Origin of the sequence: Nodularia sp. UHCC 0506 (assembly GCF_034931045.1) — a bacterium.
GTDB lineage: Bacteria > Cyanobacteriota > Cyanobacteriia > Cyanobacteriales > Nostocaceae > Nodularia.
This window is the reverse complement of record NZ_JAYGHH010000051.1, coordinates 12,352-26,063: the sequence shown is the minus strand read 5'-3', so window position 1 is coordinate 26,063 and position 13,712 is coordinate 12,352. Positions and strand designations below refer to the sequence as shown.

Below are 13,712 nucleotides of genomic sequence, written 5' to 3'. Positions count from 1 at the left end.
GAAAAATGAAAATTAAGAGTAATTATGCTGTGGAACAATTAATAGTTGGAGTGGCTGATAAGGAAAAAGCAGAAATGCTATTGAAGATTCTTTCAAGTTTAGATTTTGTTAACTCTGTAGAAGTAATGGAAGATAACGCGAATATATCTGAAGATGAGCAAGATTTTTTTTCTTTGGCGGGGCTGTGGGAAAATAGAAATGTTACTACTGAGTCTATTCGTCAAAAAGCATGGCGAGAAGATGTGAAATAATTTTATGTGATACAAATATTTTCATATAGTTTTATAAGAATAACTCTAGGGTTATCTATGAGCTTCGTCGTATTGGGATAAATCAATTAGCTGTTAGTGCCATTACTCAAGCTGAATTATATTATGGTGCTAAGTAGGTCAACATAATTAAACATAAAAACTTGGCGATATAGATCCCCGACTTCTCTAAGAAGTCGGGGATCTGGGTATTACGTTTTTTCAGTTTGAGCTACTTATTAATAAGCTCGAATTGGGGAAGTTAAAAAACATTAATTAAGCTTAAAAAAGCAATACCCAAACTTACTAAAAAGCCTGGGCATTACCAAAAATGAAAATAGATTGTAAGTTACCAACAAATTAACAATTAGAGAAATTAGCTAAACAGCACCACTATTTTTATTAAATAGAATAGCTACCGTTTTGAAAATTAATTTCAAATCGTATAATAAACTCCAATTTTTTTGATACTCTAAATCTAGGCGAATTACATCTTCAAAACTGCGTACCTTAGACCTACCATTGACTTGCCATTCTCCACTCATACCGGGTTTAACGTCTAAACGTTGCCATTCTGGTACTTCATAACGCTCTACTTCATCAGGTGTGGGTGGTCTAGTACCCACTAAGCTCATATCTCCTTTGAGGACGTTCCAAAATTGCGGTAATTCATCCAAGCTGGTGCGCCGCAAAAACCGCCCTACCCTCGTGACTCTAGGATCTTTTTCGTTCTTGAAAAACGCACCTTCGACTTGATTTTTAACTTGGGATTTCTTTGCTTCAGCGTCTACACACATGGAACGGAATTTCCAAATCTTAAAACGTTTACCCATCCAACCACAGCGAATTTGACCAAAGAAAATCGGACCAGGATCATCAATTTGGATAGATATTATAATGGGAATAAACAAAAATCCAGTAATTACCAAACCTACTAGTGCGCCCACAATATCTATGAACCGTTTCATCCAAGATGCCACAGAAGGATGAGTGGCGGGTAGCGGCTCTGCTTTGCGAGAATTATTTTTTTGGATGTCTGTGGGTGTGTTAGTTTCTTTTGGGGGCGTTTCGCTGCTAGACTCAATGGTGAAAACTTCATCTAATCCTGTGAGGTTTAGCACTGCCATAACTTGAGGCGTAACATTCCGCAAAGTTAAGGTAATGCCTTTTTCTTGGGCATTTTTGAAATTACTCACCAAGGCACCCAAACCACTACTATCCATGAAAGTAGTTTGGTGAAAATCAATAATGATTTGTTTGGGAAGTGGATTTTCTTGAGTTAAATTTTGGCAGGTCTGCTTAAAGGCCACTGCCTCAAGCACGCTTAACCGCGCTGACACCTGCACTATTACAGTTTCCTCAATTGAAGTAACTGGAAAGTCTTCTTGTGTGGGTTGGCTAGTCATGAAGCTCTGCACTTTCGTTGCCATGTAAATTTAAACTACCAAAAATTATTTTATCCTGGGAATTTACTGAACCTCGGATTCAGACGATCATTAATTGATAGGTATAAATACTAATAGTTAGTAATTAGTCATCGAGGATGGGAGCGGAGATTGCCAGCGACGATTCACAATAGAACAAGAAGTAAAAAAACATCCTCTCTTTTGTGCCGACGCAACGCGATCGCCTTGCTACTATCTCATGACTGTTAAAACTACGGTTCAACCTACAGCACGTCTGATTGAGGTCTTTTCTGCTATTCAAGGGGAAGGACTGAATGTCGGGACACGTCAACTTTTTATTCGCTTTGCTTTTTGTGACTTACGCTGCCACTTTTGCGATAGCGCCCACACTTGGAATGCACCCGCTACTTGTCGGATAGAGCGATCGCCTGGATTACGCGACTTTGAAACCCACTCTAATCCTGTCCCACTACCCACTTTAATCCAATGGGTTGAAAGGCAAAATCTACCTTGTCTACACGATAGCATTAGCTTAACTGGCGGCGAACCCCTTCTTCATGCAGCTTTCTTAAAGGAATTTCTGCCCCAAGTGCGATCCCTTACCAATTTACCCATATACTTGGAGTCTGGCGGACATCGCCCACAACAATTGGCGACGATTTTACCCTACTTAGACTCTGTAGGCATGGATTTAAAACTGCCTAGTGTGAGCGGCGAAAGCCTTTGGCAAGAACATACAGAATTTTTACAATTATGTTTGGATTCACATTTTGAGGTTTTTGTCAAGATAATTATTTCTGATAATACAGATCCATCTGAGTTGGAACGTGCGGCAATCATGGTGGCAGATATCAGCCCAGATATCCCCATATTTTTACAACCTGTGACACCTTTACCAGTCTCTCAACAACTGACTGAAACACCTGTACTAGCACCTGCTCCTGAACAAGTTTTGATGTGGCAAGCTTTAATGAAGCAGTTTGTACCACAAGTCCGGGTCGTACCTCAAACTCATAAAATGTTAAATCAACTTTGATTTGGAGGTGGGAAATACCCACCCCAGCGACTGACTGTGTTCTACACTCCAGCTTCATCTGTAGTTCTGGATTTAGCTTTGGCTTTGTTAGCACTGCGTTTGAGAGCAGAAAGTCGTGCTTCGTAGCGAGACCGTTGGCGCTTACTTGGTGTGTTATCAATCATAGTTTTTAAGGCACTGCCCAGACTCTTGTAGGCGTTAGGGAGACTATAACCAAAACGAGTTGCTAGAGCGATCGCTTTTTCGTCAGCAACTAGCAATTCTTTGATTTGCTTTTCCCCATTATTCTTTTGATACAATCGCCAGCCAGAGACACCACATAGTGCCAAAGCTAATACCAGCAATAATCCATCCTGTACCCACAATTCGCCCACAGCACCACCTAAACCAATAGCCAATGCTGCCATTTCCCAGCCATCTTTGGGAATAGTATCATTCTGAATGCGCGCAACTTCATGCCAGAACAGCAAATTACGCTGATCCATTGCCAGCGCATCCCATTTCACCAAGTCAATTTGAATTTCTACTTGGTCTTTACCAATTTCTTCGCAACGGATCATTGGTGGATTCACCTCGGTTGTACCTTCAACCGTTACCCAGCTCTGCAATTCTGGCGGTAGTAAGCCTTTTAACCGCCGGAGTTCACTCATTTCCGCCTTGGCAAAGGAGGTTGCGTAGGATGTCATAAAATCCAGCCCTAGAAAACTTCAGTATATAGTGAGGGTATCACTTTGGAGTATAGCTATTTCCGTGATAATTCGCTTCACTCGTTGGGAAAACTTCCTTGGGGAATTACAGATGATTATAGTCATATTGAGGTGGATGACTGTGGAGCGATCGCCGTAGCTTTGCTTGATGCCATGCTTATTATTTACATAAACTTCATAGTCTACACCACCTAATTAGCGCAACAGCATAAAACCCACCATCAGCACAAATTGCCGTAATCTGACAGCAGCAGTGATCATACTATGCTCCAATCTTAAATTCTCGCCCATGTAAACAACTAGATAAATACGTACTGAAAGCATGGGTTTTGTGTATGTATATACTTACTTTCTCTAAGATTTAGCTATAAAATGTCAAGTTGCCCAAACAATAATCTTGTTAACCCAGTCACTACTAGACATCTGTCGGATGTTTAACAACCAATCAAAATTATCATAAAAATTTACCATATATTTTTATACTCTTCATAAATATCTGTTAATTATTGCTTACAATGTGTTTTTACACACTTTAAGTAAGTATATTACTTAGGTGAAACGCGAAAATCTCATATTTTTAAATCAAAAGCCACAAAGAACACAATGGAATTACGTAAGTAGCTGATACAAAATTTACTGAATCTTTAATGAAAATTGCCCTTATTTAAGAGACGCTAAAGAGATAATAAAATGTAGCAGTCTCAAAGTGAAAAGCCGTAATTTTCTGTAACCAATTCTCAATAAGCAAAACAAACAGGGTACTTCTGAATAATTTTTTATGCGTATCTTAATTTACTCTTACAACTACTATCCAGAACCAATTGGTATAGCCCCATTAATGACAGAGTTAGCAGAGGGACTGGCTACACGTGGACATGAAGTGCGCGTTATCACCGCTATGCCCAACTATCCTGAACGTCAAATTTACGAGGATTATCGGGGTAAATTGTATTTGAATGAATATAAAAACAATGTTCAAATCCAACGCAGTTATATCTGGGTTCGTCCCCAACCCAATTTATTAGATCGAGTATTATTAGATGCTAGTTTTGTTGTTACTAGCTTTTTACCTGCTCTGTTCGGTTGGCGGCCAGATGTAATTCTCTCAACGTCGCCATCACTACCTGTTTGTGTTCCCGCAGCCCTTTTAGGATGGTTACGCGCCTGCCCTGTGATATTAAACCTTCAAGATATCTTACCCGAAGCCGCGATTCATGTCGGACTGCTAAAAAATAAGTTACTCATCAAAGTATTTACTGCATTAGAAAAATTTGCTTATCACACAGCCTCGAAAATTAGCGTTATTGCTGATGGATTTGTCGATAATTTGATATCTAAGGGTGTAGCACCTGAAAAAATCGAGCAAATTCCTAACTGGGTGGATGTAAATTTTATTCGCCCCTCCTCTAAAGAAAATAATCCTTTTCGTGCAGCACATAACCTGAATGGCAAATTTGTAGCCCTATATTCGGGGAATATTGGGCTGACACAAGGTTTAGAAACTGTTGTTAAAGCCGCTTCCCAGTTGCGCGACTTTCCAGATATCGCCTTTGTGATTGTGGGAGAGGCCAAAGGTTTGCAGCGATTACAAAAGTATTGTTTAGACTGTGGTGCAGATAACGTTTTACTGCTACCGTTTCAACCCCGCAAACAGTTGCCACAAATGTTAGCAGCTGCGGATGTTGGTTTGGTAGTGCAGAAAAAAAATGTAGTATCTTTCAATATGCCATCAAAAATTCAATCACTACTTGCCAGTGGTCGGGCTTTGGTTGCATCTGTACCTGAAAATGGCACGGCCGCAAAAGCTATTAGACAAAGTGCTGGGGGAGTTATTGTACCTCCAGAAGACTCTAAAGCCTTAGCAGCAGCTATTTTAGATTTATACCACCATCCCGAAAAAGTGAAAAATTTAGGTGTTCACAGTCGTCAATATGCTATGGAGAATTATGCCTTTGAGCAAGCTTTAAGTCACTATGAAGATCTATTTTATTCAGTGGTCGCAGATCGTCAAGGAATTGATTCTCAAGTTGTGACAAAGCAGGAAGTATGACATTTTTATGAGGTAAAGCTGATAAACCCGAAAGTTGGTGCAAGGCTTTGCCGTGAGCGTCAGCCGAATGGTTTTTAAAGGGTGTACCATCAAAAGTATGAATTTTGGGTTGAATAAATCAGAAAATTTGGGGATGACAGATAGCTGATACTATTCCCTATTCCCTATTCCCTACCTCCACGACAAAACTTTTATGCCTAACGGCACGCTACGGGAACAGCAAACCCTAAATATTGAAGATGAAGCGGCAGGGATAGACGAATATCTCAGCACATATATCCACTATTACTTTGAATCTCACCCCATAGACACCTGTTTTTTTGTTAGTATTCAAAAAAACCAACACATACATTTGCTATTCAATTTTTATTGTTTGTAAGTAAGTGGTTGGGTAAAATTGTAACATAAGGGATGAAGCACCTGAGGTTTAATGTCTGATTATTTCCAAGGAAATTTCCCATTACAGTCTGTCTCGGAGATCAAGAATACACTCAGAGGATTAGAGGCTGAAACCAAAGAGGTGAGTGATAATTTAGCTTTGACTGTCGCCGAAGCAGCCTTAGACCGCAAAGCTGATGATATCTTAGTGCTTAGGGTAGCAGATGTATCTTATCTGGCAGATTATTTTGTGATCATGACTGGCTACTCTAGGGTACAAGTTAGGGCGATCGCTGAATCAATTGAAGCTAAAGTACACACTGATTGGCAACGACGACCCTTGCGAACCGAAGGCAAAGCCGATAGTAGTTGGGTGCTGCTAGATTACGGTGAAGTGATTGTTCACATCATGATGCCAACAGAGAGAGAATTTTATAATTTAGAAGCATTCTGGGTTCATGCAGAACGCATTTCTCTGGCAAAATCTGATGAAGGCGGGGGTAAGCCAAAATGATTAAGCCTTCGGTTTCTAATTGTCCAGTTCCGACAGACCAGCAACCACTCAACGAATACGAAGAGTTAAAAACATCCTGGCTCTTTTGTGATTGCATCTTAAATTGGCGCGACTACATCACGAAAATGGTTTGGATTTGGAGTTTATCGTGGCTAGTGGCAGGGCCTATAGCAGCAGCTAGTTTCCCCCCCCACAAGCAACTAGTCCACTTCATCCTTTGTGGTGCAGCCGGAGCGAGTGTAGGGGTAATTTTGGTACTAGCGCGGTTGTTCTTGGGTTGGCTCTATGTACGCGATCGCCTCTACAATCCGACCGTATTTTATGAAGAGTCGGGTTGGTATGATGGCCAAACTTGGACGAAACCGCAGGAAGTGATCACACGCGATCGCCTGATTGTGTCTTATGAAATTAAACCGATTCTCCAGCGATTAAAATTTACCTCTGCTGGCTTGGCGGGAATGTTTCTTATTGGTACTATAATTTGGCAATTGTCATAAACCCTCATTGGTGTTTAGTAATCAACGACTAATCACCAATGAAGAGGAACTAATACCGCCACCGGGGAAATCCCAAGTCAAAAAATTTTATTTTCGGCTAGTTTGCGGTTTTGTACGGTAGTTTGATCGCCACCGTGCTGTACTAATTCATAAAAAAAGGTAATAAATATTAACCCATGACAATGGGAAAACGAACTCAAGCAAAACCCCTGGAAGTCCGGCTGCTGCGGGAAGGAATTACTGAATCGAGGCATATAGTCGAGGCCGTTGTTTGCGACGAACGGGGACGGGTTCTATCCGTTGCCGGCAACTCTGAAACTGCTGCATTTGTCCGTTCAGCACTCAAACCATTTCAGGCACTCGCAGTCACCACCACAGGCACACTAGAACGCTATAATTTAAGCGATCGCGATTTAGCCATTATTAGTAGTTCCCACAAAGGCACAATCGAACAGGTAAGACAAGTATTTAATATTATTTGGCGGGCCGACCTTGACCCAACAGCCCTTCAATGTCCGATACCCGAAGGCAAAAAAAGTCCCCTGGAATATAATTGCTCTGGTAAACACGCCGGAATGTTAGCTGTTTGTCAACAACGACATTGGCCTTTAAATAACTACCTGGAGCGTAAGCACCCAGTACAACAGTTAATCTTGGGAAAAGTCGCAGAATTGTTGCGAATGCCAGCCGAAGAATTTCTCAGCGCTCACGACGACTGCGGCGCACCCACCTATCTGATGCAAATCAGTCAAATGGCATCTTTGTATGCCCTCTTAGCCTCTAGTAGCAATGTTGATATGGAACGGATTGTCCGTGCCATGACTCATCATGCGGCTATGGTGGCAGGAGTTGGCGAATTTGACACAGAACTGATGCGTTTAGCTCCAGGGGAACTGGTAAGTAAATCTGGTGCGGAAGGAGTGCAATGTATTGGCAGACTAGGTGAAGGTATGGGCTTGACGATTAAAGTCATGGATGGAGCCAAACGCGCCAAATATGCCGTGGCCATCCACTTGCTCCAGCAGATGGGTTGGATTAGCCCCAGCGCCGCCGACAGCCTCTCTGAAAAGTTTATGTCTATAGGAAAATACAAGCGTTTAGAAGTAATTGGAGAATTATCTTTTTTATAGTTGCCAAACTTGAAACTTTGTGGTTATACTATAGAAGTCAAGAGGCGACGCGGGATAGAGCAGTCTGGTAGCTCGTCGGGCTCATAACCCGAAGGTCAGTGGTTCAAATCCACTTCCCGCCACCAAATAAAATATCAAGCAAAACCCTAAACTATTAAAAGTTCGGGGTTTTGTTTTAATTTTGATCTATTCTGAAAGAGAAACTTGACAAAAAGCGCGGAGAATCATGGTTGTGAAGTTGCAGCGACCGATTTTGGTAGGAGGATTGGGACTATCCTTTTCCCTGTGGATATTACAAAGCTGGCATGATTCCATAGTGCAGCTGAGTGAGTTCGGTTTATTTAGTGCTTTGGCTGTGGGTGGTGGTTTATTTTAGCCCATTATTAGCCAGCTTCTTGATTCAAGTAGAACAAATCTACTGGTACTTAAAGTCCGTGGACTCAAAAGCATCAGATGGTTTTTAATTGTTGTTATGACAACATTTAACACTCAAGATATCAGAAAACAGTTTGGTGAACGTGTTCGATACCTCCGCAGTAACCGTGAACTTTCTCAAGAAGACTTAGCACACTTGTGCAATTTGGATAGAAGCTACATCGGAGGAGTTGAACGTGGGCAAAGAAACATCAGTCTTCTGAATATTAAAAAAATTGCAGATGCTTTATGCGTTTCCCCTAGAGAACTTTTTGATGAGTAGTATTCCCAACAACATACGTTTAAAAGAACTGGCAATAGTTACCAACCTCAATAAAGCGTTTTTTGATGATTTTATTGGCTTTTTGCAAACACAAGGATATGATGAACTCTACAAATTTGTTGCGGAGGAAGATGCATATAAAGCTAAAATTACAATTAGGAAATATTTAGATAGGAAGATTCCTGAAAATTTAAAATTATATGATGGCATAGGTCGCCCATATCCTGATGATAAAGCTAAATGGCTACTATTGGGATGGATTTTTAGAGATGCTCCTGAACAGAGGTTGAAAAGCTTTTTGCAAAACTTTAGTGGAGAAATTAACGAGCGTAAAGCTGAGGTTATTAATCAAGTTCGACAGTATGCGTTTGCTAGTTTACCTGACCGTGAAAGATGGGAGTGGATACCAATTTTTGAAGTAATGATTGATCGTTTGGAAGGAAGCCGTCGTTCAATTAAAGGAAATTTATTTGAAGAAATTGTTAGGCGTAATCTCAAGGAAATTTTACAAAAGAATGGAATTAAACTCTCAATTGATAAAACCCAAATTAAGCTGGGGGGCGAAACTTATGATGTGAAAGTAAGTGGAAACAGAGGTGATATCCTAATACCAGTGAAAACTCGTGAAACGATGGGCGGTGGTCATGCGTTGCTGTTTACAAGAGATATTCATAAGGCAATATCTGTAGCAAATGAATCTGGCTATAATTGTATACCCGTCATTATTGCGGAATCATGGACAGGTGATTTAAAGACCCTAAATTGTAAAAACTTTATTTACATAAATAAAAATCCAAATCAAGTAAATGAGGTGGAAAGTTTATTATTTCAGGAATTTGAAAACCTAACAGGAGTTTTTCGAGATATCATGTAATAAATAAACTAAGCTGAAAAAATTCTTTTTATTGCTATTTCGCAATAGTCTTTATTTAACTCAATACCAATAAATTTGCGTTCTTTGACAAGAGAGACAAACCCTGTAGTTCCAGAACCAAAGAAAGGATCAAGAACGACTGAACCTTCAGGACATCCTGCTAATATACAAGGCTCTATCAATTTTTCTGGGAACACAGCAAAATGAGCTTCTCTAAACTTAGATAAAGGTACTTCCCACACAGTTCTCTTATTTCTTCCTTTCGGATGAAATGCCTGATCCCAGCGACCACGATGCAGGTTTGAATTACCAGAATTTTTTCCCTGTTCCGGTGTTCCTCCCTGCTTACCAAGATGGTTGCGCCCACCTTTCATCTTACTTTTATCTGAAAAAGTTACGTGTGGTTCACGGATAGAATCAGCATCATAGTAGTACTTTGAGTTTTTAGCAAACAAAAATATATATTCATGATCTGTAGTTGGACGATTTTGTACAGACGATGGCATGGCGTTTGGTTTATGCCAAATAATGTCAGACCGCAAAATCCAACCTCTCTGTTTCAGAGCAATTGCTAATCGCCAAGGAAGTCCTGCTAAATTTCCATCTATATATTTATCACCTATATTCAGCCAAAGGGTGCCATCATCCTTTAAAACTCTCTTAACTTCATCGAAAATATCAACAAGACGATTCAAGTATTCTTCTGGCGTTGGCTCTGTTCCAACTTGCTTGTCTGTACAATAATCACGCTGTCCGTAATACGGAGGACTAGTCACTACTGTTTGCACAATCGAGTTTGGTAGTTTCCTCAAAACTTCTAATGCTTCTCCATTGAAGATGAAATTAGCTTCGTTAAAATCAGCTTCATCAATATCTTGTACGTCAATTATTAGCTTTTTGTCCAACCCTATGAACAGAGGAAGATTTGCCGTAATACAATCTAAGGACATAGCTATGCTTTTTATGTTATGGTACTTATAGTCATCATACTCTGATGTTACACCCAATGCAACCGCAAGGTTTACAAATAAATCTAGCGTGTCTGTTCGCCTGTTGAAGATAGAAAAGCAGAATTTTGATCTATTCTGAAAGAGAAACTTGACAAAAAGCGCGGAGAATCATGGTTGTGAAGTTGCAGCGACCGATTTTGGTAGGAGGATTGGGACTATCCTTTTCCCTGTGGATATTACAAAGCTGGCATGATTCCATAGTGCAGCTGAGTGAGTTCGGTTTATTTAGTGCTTTGGCTGTGGGTGGTGGTTTGTGGTTATTGCAAAAAAATCGCCCAAAAAATAGTTTAGCGCCGTTAGATGGTATTGTTGTAGATCGAGCAATGGTGGAAAGTGCGATCGCTACAACACAGACTGTCATTGACCAACTGGCAATAGAAGCAGAAAACCACATAGCCTTAGAAACATTACGAGCAAAAGCTGCCCAATTACTGCCCGAATTAGACAGACAAGAAATTAAATTGGCTGTCACTGGTGGTAAATCTGTGGGTAAAAGCACTTTAATTCAGGTGCTGGAGTCTAGCAGTTGGCAAGAAACACAGCCAAAAGTCACTTTCTCGGAAACCCCACCTTTGTTTAGAGAAGCTGGTGACAATTCAGATACGGCTGTTTTAACAGAAATACAACAGTCTGATTTTGTGCTGTTCCTGACAAACGGTGATTTGACAGACTCAGAATTTCAAACTTTACAGCAGTTAAAAGCCGCAAATCAGCCTGCTATTTTGGTTTTCAACAAACAAGACCAGTATTTAGTAGATGAACGTGCTAGTGTCTTGCTGTCATTAAAACAGCGAATAGCGGAAAATGTAGTTGCAACGGCGGCTTCTCCCATTGCGATTAAAGTTAGGAAGCATGAAGCTGATGGTACTGTACAAGAATGGATGGAACAACCAGCCGCCGATATCCAGCAGTTAACACAGCAATTAAGTGCAGTTCTTACACAGCAAAGACAACAACTGGTATGGACAAAGACTTTAAGAACAGCCAACTTGTTGAAAGCCGAAGCGAAAAACTGGCTGAATGAAACTAGATGCGATCGCGCCACCCCAATTATTGAACAATATCAATGGATAACTGCGGCTGCTGCCTTTGCCAACCCAGTCCCAGCCTTGGATATTCTCGCCACTGCGGCAATTAATGCTCAGATGGTCATAGATTTAGGTAATATCTATCAGCAGAAGTTTTCTTGGGAACAGGCGCAAACTGTAGCCGGAACAATGGGAAGTTTGATGCTGAAACTAGGTTTAGTAGAACTTTCCACAAAAGCTGTGAGTATAGTTCTCAAAACTAACACTGTCACCTTTGTAGCTGGTGGTGTAGTGCAAGGTGTCAGTGCAGCTTATCTTACCAGAGTAGCCGGTTTAAGTTTAGTTGAATATTTTGCACAGCAGGAAATAGCGCTAGATTCGGGAAACGCCTTGAATTTAGACAAATTGCGCCAAACGTTGCAAAACGTCTTCCAGAAAAACCAGCAGATGAGTTTTTTATCAACCTTTGTTCAGCAAGGCGTAAAGCGTTTATCGCCACAACCACAGCCTGAAACTGTCGGATAATTTCGCGCAAAGCCGTCAAGACGCATAATAAAAACTTTGACTCTGCGCCTTTGCGCCTTTGCGTGAGAATAATCCTTAAATTTTACTAATTTATTAAATTTTTTAATGACTTTTTCTCCTTGTATTTTTTCTTTTTTTTCTGGCTCAGGCTTCCTTGATTTAGGCTTTGAAAATAGTGGTTTTAATATTGTTTATGTCAATGAAATATTTAAACCATTCATGAAAGCATATCGCTATTCACGGGAAATGCTGAAACTCCCACAGCCAGAATATGGATATCACGAAGGGGAAGCAGCAGACGTAAGCAAACTTATCACGGGGAAAGAAGCACAACACCTCCATGAATTAGTTAAAGATTGCCGCAAATCTGATAATATAATTGGTTTTATTGGTGGACCCCCGTGTCCTGACTTTTCGGTTGGGGGAAAAAATAAAGGCAAATTAGGCGATAATGGTAAGCTTTCGGCTGACTATGTAGAATTAATTTGTCAAAATCTGCCAGACTTTTTTTTATTTGAAAATGTCAAAGGTTTATGGCGGACGAAAAAACACCGTTTATTTTTTGAATCATTAAAAAAAAGATTAAACCAAGCTGGTTATATATTAACAGAACGGTTAATTAATGCTATTGAATATGGTGTAGCACAAGATAGAGAAAGAATTATTCTTGTTGGTTTTAAAGATAATTTAATCAATGATATTGGTATTAATAAATTAATATTTGAAGTCCATTTTAACTGGCAAAAGCAAATTTTATATCCTCAAGAACAGGTGTTTAATTATCCTTGGCGAAAGTGCGAAACATTCCAAGAAAATTCTATCATATCTTGCCCTGAAAACATACCTCAAGAACTAACAGTTGAATACTGGTTTAGAAAAAATGATGTGTTGCATCATCCCAATACTCAACACTATTTTAAACCAAGGGCAGGTATTGTCAGATTTGCTGCTGTTGATGAAGGTGATGTTTCTAAAAAATCTTTCAAACGTCTGCACAGATGGCGTTATTCACCGACAGCTTGCTATGGTCATAATGAAGTACATTTACATCCATACCAAGTGCGAAGAATTTCTGTGGCGGAAGCTTTAGCTATTCAATCTTTACCTGTAAATTTTGTACTTCCAGAGGATATGTCACTCACTAATATGTTTAAAACTATTGGTAATGGTGTGCCTTATTTGGCATCAAAGGCATTAGCTCAAACTATTCTCGACTTCTTAACTATTGGGGTGAAAAGTTTTGTGAGTTTCAATTATATAATTCCATGCTAGGACTCAGACTAATTAAATCATCAATATTGCGTTTCATAGTGTTGCAAATGGCATCTAATGGCAAGTCATTAGCATCGTAACCAAAAGGATTTTCTATTTCCAAACCGATTGCTTCAATACCAAATAAAGTAAAACTAATCAACGCCACAATTAATCCTGTCCACCACCCCAGACTTTCCACTAATTGAAAAGGTAATAGACAACAATACAGTAATAATAACTGTTTGAGATGAATAGTGTATGCTAAAGGTATTGGTGTTTTTAAAATCCGTTCGCACGCACCTAAATTATCTACTAATTTATTTAATAACTCCTGCATTGCTGTTAATTGATAGCTGTT

General features: G+C 39.9%; 17 protein-coding genes and 1 tRNA gene. 14 read left to right on the top strand and 4 right to left on the bottom strand.

All coding sequences use genetic code 11. The features are described from left to right. Positions 1–5: 5 nt before the first annotated feature. Positions 6–251, top strand: a complete 246-nt coding sequence (locus VB654_RS21115; RefSeq protein ID WP_323215762.1) for a hypothetical protein — start codon at positions 6–8, stop codon at positions 249–251. 377 nt (positions 252–628) lie between these two features. Here the strand turns inward: VB654_RS21115 and VB654_RS21110 are convergent, their stop codons facing one another. Next, positions 629–1,678, bottom strand: a complete 1,050-nt coding sequence (locus VB654_RS21110; protein WP_323215761.1) for an anti-sigma factor antagonist — start codon at positions 1,676–1,678, stop codon at positions 629–631. Positions 1,679–1,892: 214 nt separating this feature from the next. Between VB654_RS21110 and VB654_RS21105 the strand changes: the two genes are divergently transcribed. Next, positions 1,893–2,690, top strand: a complete 798-nt coding sequence (locus tag VB654_RS21105) for a 7-carboxy-7-deazaguanine synthase QueE (RefSeq protein ID WP_323215760.1) — start codon at positions 1,893–1,895, stop codon at positions 2,688–2,690. A gap of 41 nt (positions 2,691–2,731) precedes the next feature. Here VB654_RS21105 and VB654_RS21100 read toward each other — a convergent pair whose 3' ends face one another. Then, positions 2,732–3,376 carry a DUF3318 domain-containing protein gene (locus tag VB654_RS21100; RefSeq protein ID WP_323215759.1) on the bottom strand — a complete coding sequence of 215 codons (645 nt, stop codon included), beginning with the start codon at positions 3,374–3,376 and terminating at the stop codon, positions 2,732–2,734. A gap of 45 nt (positions 3,377–3,421) precedes the next feature. On the opposite strand from VB654_RS21100, the gene VB654_RS21095 reads away from it, so the two are divergent. The 10 genes from VB654_RS21095 to VB654_RS21050 all read left to right on the top strand — a co-directional run bounded on the left by VB654_RS21095 (position 3,422) and on the right by VB654_RS21050 (position 9,537). After that, complete coding sequence (locus VB654_RS21095; RefSeq protein ID WP_323215758.1) at positions 3,422–3,592, top strand: hypothetical protein; 171 nt, start codon at positions 3,422–3,424, stop codon at positions 3,590–3,592. Between the two features lie 583 nt (positions 3,593–4,175). Next, a complete protein-coding gene (locus VB654_RS21090; RefSeq protein WP_323215757.1) occupies positions 4,176–5,447 on the top strand; it encodes a glycosyltransferase family 4 protein in 1,272 nt (423 codons plus the stop codon). 193 nt (positions 5,448–5,640) lie between these two features. Further along, positions 5,641–5,826: a hypothetical protein gene (locus VB654_RS21085; protein ID WP_323215756.1), complete on the top strand. Its 186-nt coding sequence runs from the start codon at positions 5,641–5,643 to the stop codon at positions 5,824–5,826. Positions 5,827–5,877: 51 nt separating this feature from the next. After that, on the top strand, positions 5,878–6,339 hold the full coding sequence (gene rsfS, locus VB654_RS21080) for a ribosome silencing factor (RefSeq protein ID WP_323215755.1): 462 nt from the start codon (positions 5,878–5,880) through the stop codon (positions 6,337–6,339). Further along, entirely contained in the window at positions 6,336–6,836 is a 501-nt protein-coding gene (locus tag VB654_RS21075; protein ID WP_323215754.1) for a CGLD27 family protein, read from the top strand. The genes rsfS and VB654_RS21075 overlap by 4 nt, the downstream gene beginning before the upstream one ends. A gap of 176 nt (positions 6,837–7,012) precedes the next feature. Further along, positions 7,013–7,966 carry an asparaginase gene (locus VB654_RS21070; RefSeq protein WP_323215753.1) on the top strand — a complete coding sequence of 318 codons (954 nt, stop codon included), beginning with the start codon at positions 7,013–7,015 and terminating at the stop codon, positions 7,964–7,966. Between the two features lie 48 nt (positions 7,967–8,014). After that, a tRNA-Met gene (locus tag VB654_RS21065) sits at positions 8,015–8,091 on the top strand. Positions 8,092–8,192: 101 nt separating this feature from the next. Continuing rightward, positions 8,193–8,342, top strand: a complete 150-nt coding sequence (locus tag VB654_RS21060) for a hypothetical protein (RefSeq protein WP_323215784.1) — start codon at positions 8,193–8,195, stop codon at positions 8,340–8,342. A 96-nt stretch (positions 8,343–8,438) separates the two neighbouring features. Further along, entirely contained in the window at positions 8,439–8,663 is a 225-nt protein-coding gene (locus tag VB654_RS21055) for a helix-turn-helix transcriptional regulator (protein ID WP_323215752.1), read from the top strand. Further along, the gene (locus VB654_RS21050; protein WP_323215751.1) at positions 8,656–9,537 is read left to right on the top strand and encodes a hypothetical protein; all 882 of its coding nucleotides are present in this window, start codon (positions 8,656–8,658) and stop codon (positions 9,535–9,537) included. Before VB654_RS21055 ends, VB654_RS21050 begins: the two co-directional genes overlap by 8 nt. A gap of 8 nt (positions 9,538–9,545) precedes the next feature. Here the strand turns inward: VB654_RS21050 and VB654_RS21045 are convergent, their stop codons facing one another. After that, entirely contained in the window at positions 9,546–10,487 is a 942-nt protein-coding gene (locus tag VB654_RS21045; RefSeq protein WP_323215750.1) for a site-specific DNA-methyltransferase, read from the bottom strand. Positions 10,488–10,657: 170 nt separating this feature from the next. Between VB654_RS21045 and VB654_RS21040 the strand changes: the two genes are divergently transcribed. Beyond that, the gene (locus tag VB654_RS21040) at positions 10,658–12,100 is read left to right on the top strand and encodes a YcjF family protein (RefSeq protein WP_323215749.1); all 1,443 of its coding nucleotides are present in this window, start codon (positions 10,658–10,660) and stop codon (positions 12,098–12,100) included. A 105-nt stretch (positions 12,101–12,205) separates the two neighbouring features. Beyond that, positions 12,206–13,372: a DNA cytosine methyltransferase gene (locus VB654_RS21035; protein ID WP_323215748.1), complete on the top strand. Its 1,167-nt coding sequence runs from the start codon at positions 12,206–12,208 to the stop codon at positions 13,370–13,372. On the opposite strand, the gene VB654_RS21030 is transcribed toward VB654_RS21035, so the two are convergent. After that, on the bottom strand, positions 13,350–13,712 hold a 363-nt coding region (locus VB654_RS21030; RefSeq protein ID WP_323215747.1), incomplete at its 5' end, for a bestrophin family ion channel. The genes VB654_RS21035 and VB654_RS21030 overlap by 23 nt on opposite strands.

Coding starts and splice junctions, on each gene's coding strand:
- VB654_RS21115 (WP_323215762.1), top strand. CDS start 6: ATGAAAATTAAGAGTAATTATGCTGTGGAACAATTAATAGTTGGAGTG.
- VB654_RS21110 (WP_323215761.1), bottom strand. CDS start 1,678: ATGGCAACGAAAGTGCAGAGCTTCATGACTAGCCAACCCACACAAGAA.
- VB654_RS21105 (WP_323215760.1), top strand. CDS start 1,893: ATGACTGTTAAAACTACGGTTCAACCTACAGCACGTCTGATTGAGGTC.
- VB654_RS21100 (WP_323215759.1), bottom strand. CDS start 3,376: ATGACATCCTACGCAACCTCCTTTGCCAAGGCGGAAATGAGTGAACTC.
- VB654_RS21090 (WP_323215757.1), top strand. CDS start 4,176: ATGCGTATCTTAATTTACTCTTACAACTACTATCCAGAACCAATTGGT.
- VB654_RS21085 (WP_323215756.1), top strand. CDS start 5,641: ATGCCTAACGGCACGCTACGGGAACAGCAAACCCTAAATATTGAAGAT.
- rsfS (WP_323215755.1), top strand. CDS start 5,878: ATGTCTGATTATTTCCAAGGAAATTTCCCATTACAGTCTGTCTCGGAG.
- VB654_RS21075 (WP_323215754.1), top strand. CDS start 6,336: ATGATTAAGCCTTCGGTTTCTAATTGTCCAGTTCCGACAGACCAGCAA.
- VB654_RS21070 (WP_323215753.1), top strand. CDS start 7,013: ATGACAATGGGAAAACGAACTCAAGCAAAACCCCTGGAAGTCCGGCTG.
- VB654_RS21060 (WP_323215784.1), top strand. CDS start 8,193: ATGGTTGTGAAGTTGCAGCGACCGATTTTGGTAGGAGGATTGGGACTA.
- VB654_RS21055 (WP_323215752.1), top strand. CDS start 8,439: ATGACAACATTTAACACTCAAGATATCAGAAAACAGTTTGGTGAACGT.
- VB654_RS21050 (WP_323215751.1), top strand. CDS start 8,656: ATGAGTAGTATTCCCAACAACATACGTTTAAAAGAACTGGCAATAGTT.
- VB654_RS21045 (WP_323215750.1), bottom strand. CDS start 10,487: ATGTCCTTAGATTGTATTACGGCAAATCTTCCTCTGTTCATAGGGTTG.
- VB654_RS21040 (WP_323215749.1), top strand. CDS start 10,658: ATGGTTGTGAAGTTGCAGCGACCGATTTTGGTAGGAGGATTGGGACTA.
- VB654_RS21035 (WP_323215748.1), top strand. CDS start 12,206: ATGACTTTTTCTCCTTGTATTTTTTCTTTTTTTTCTGGCTCAGGCTTC.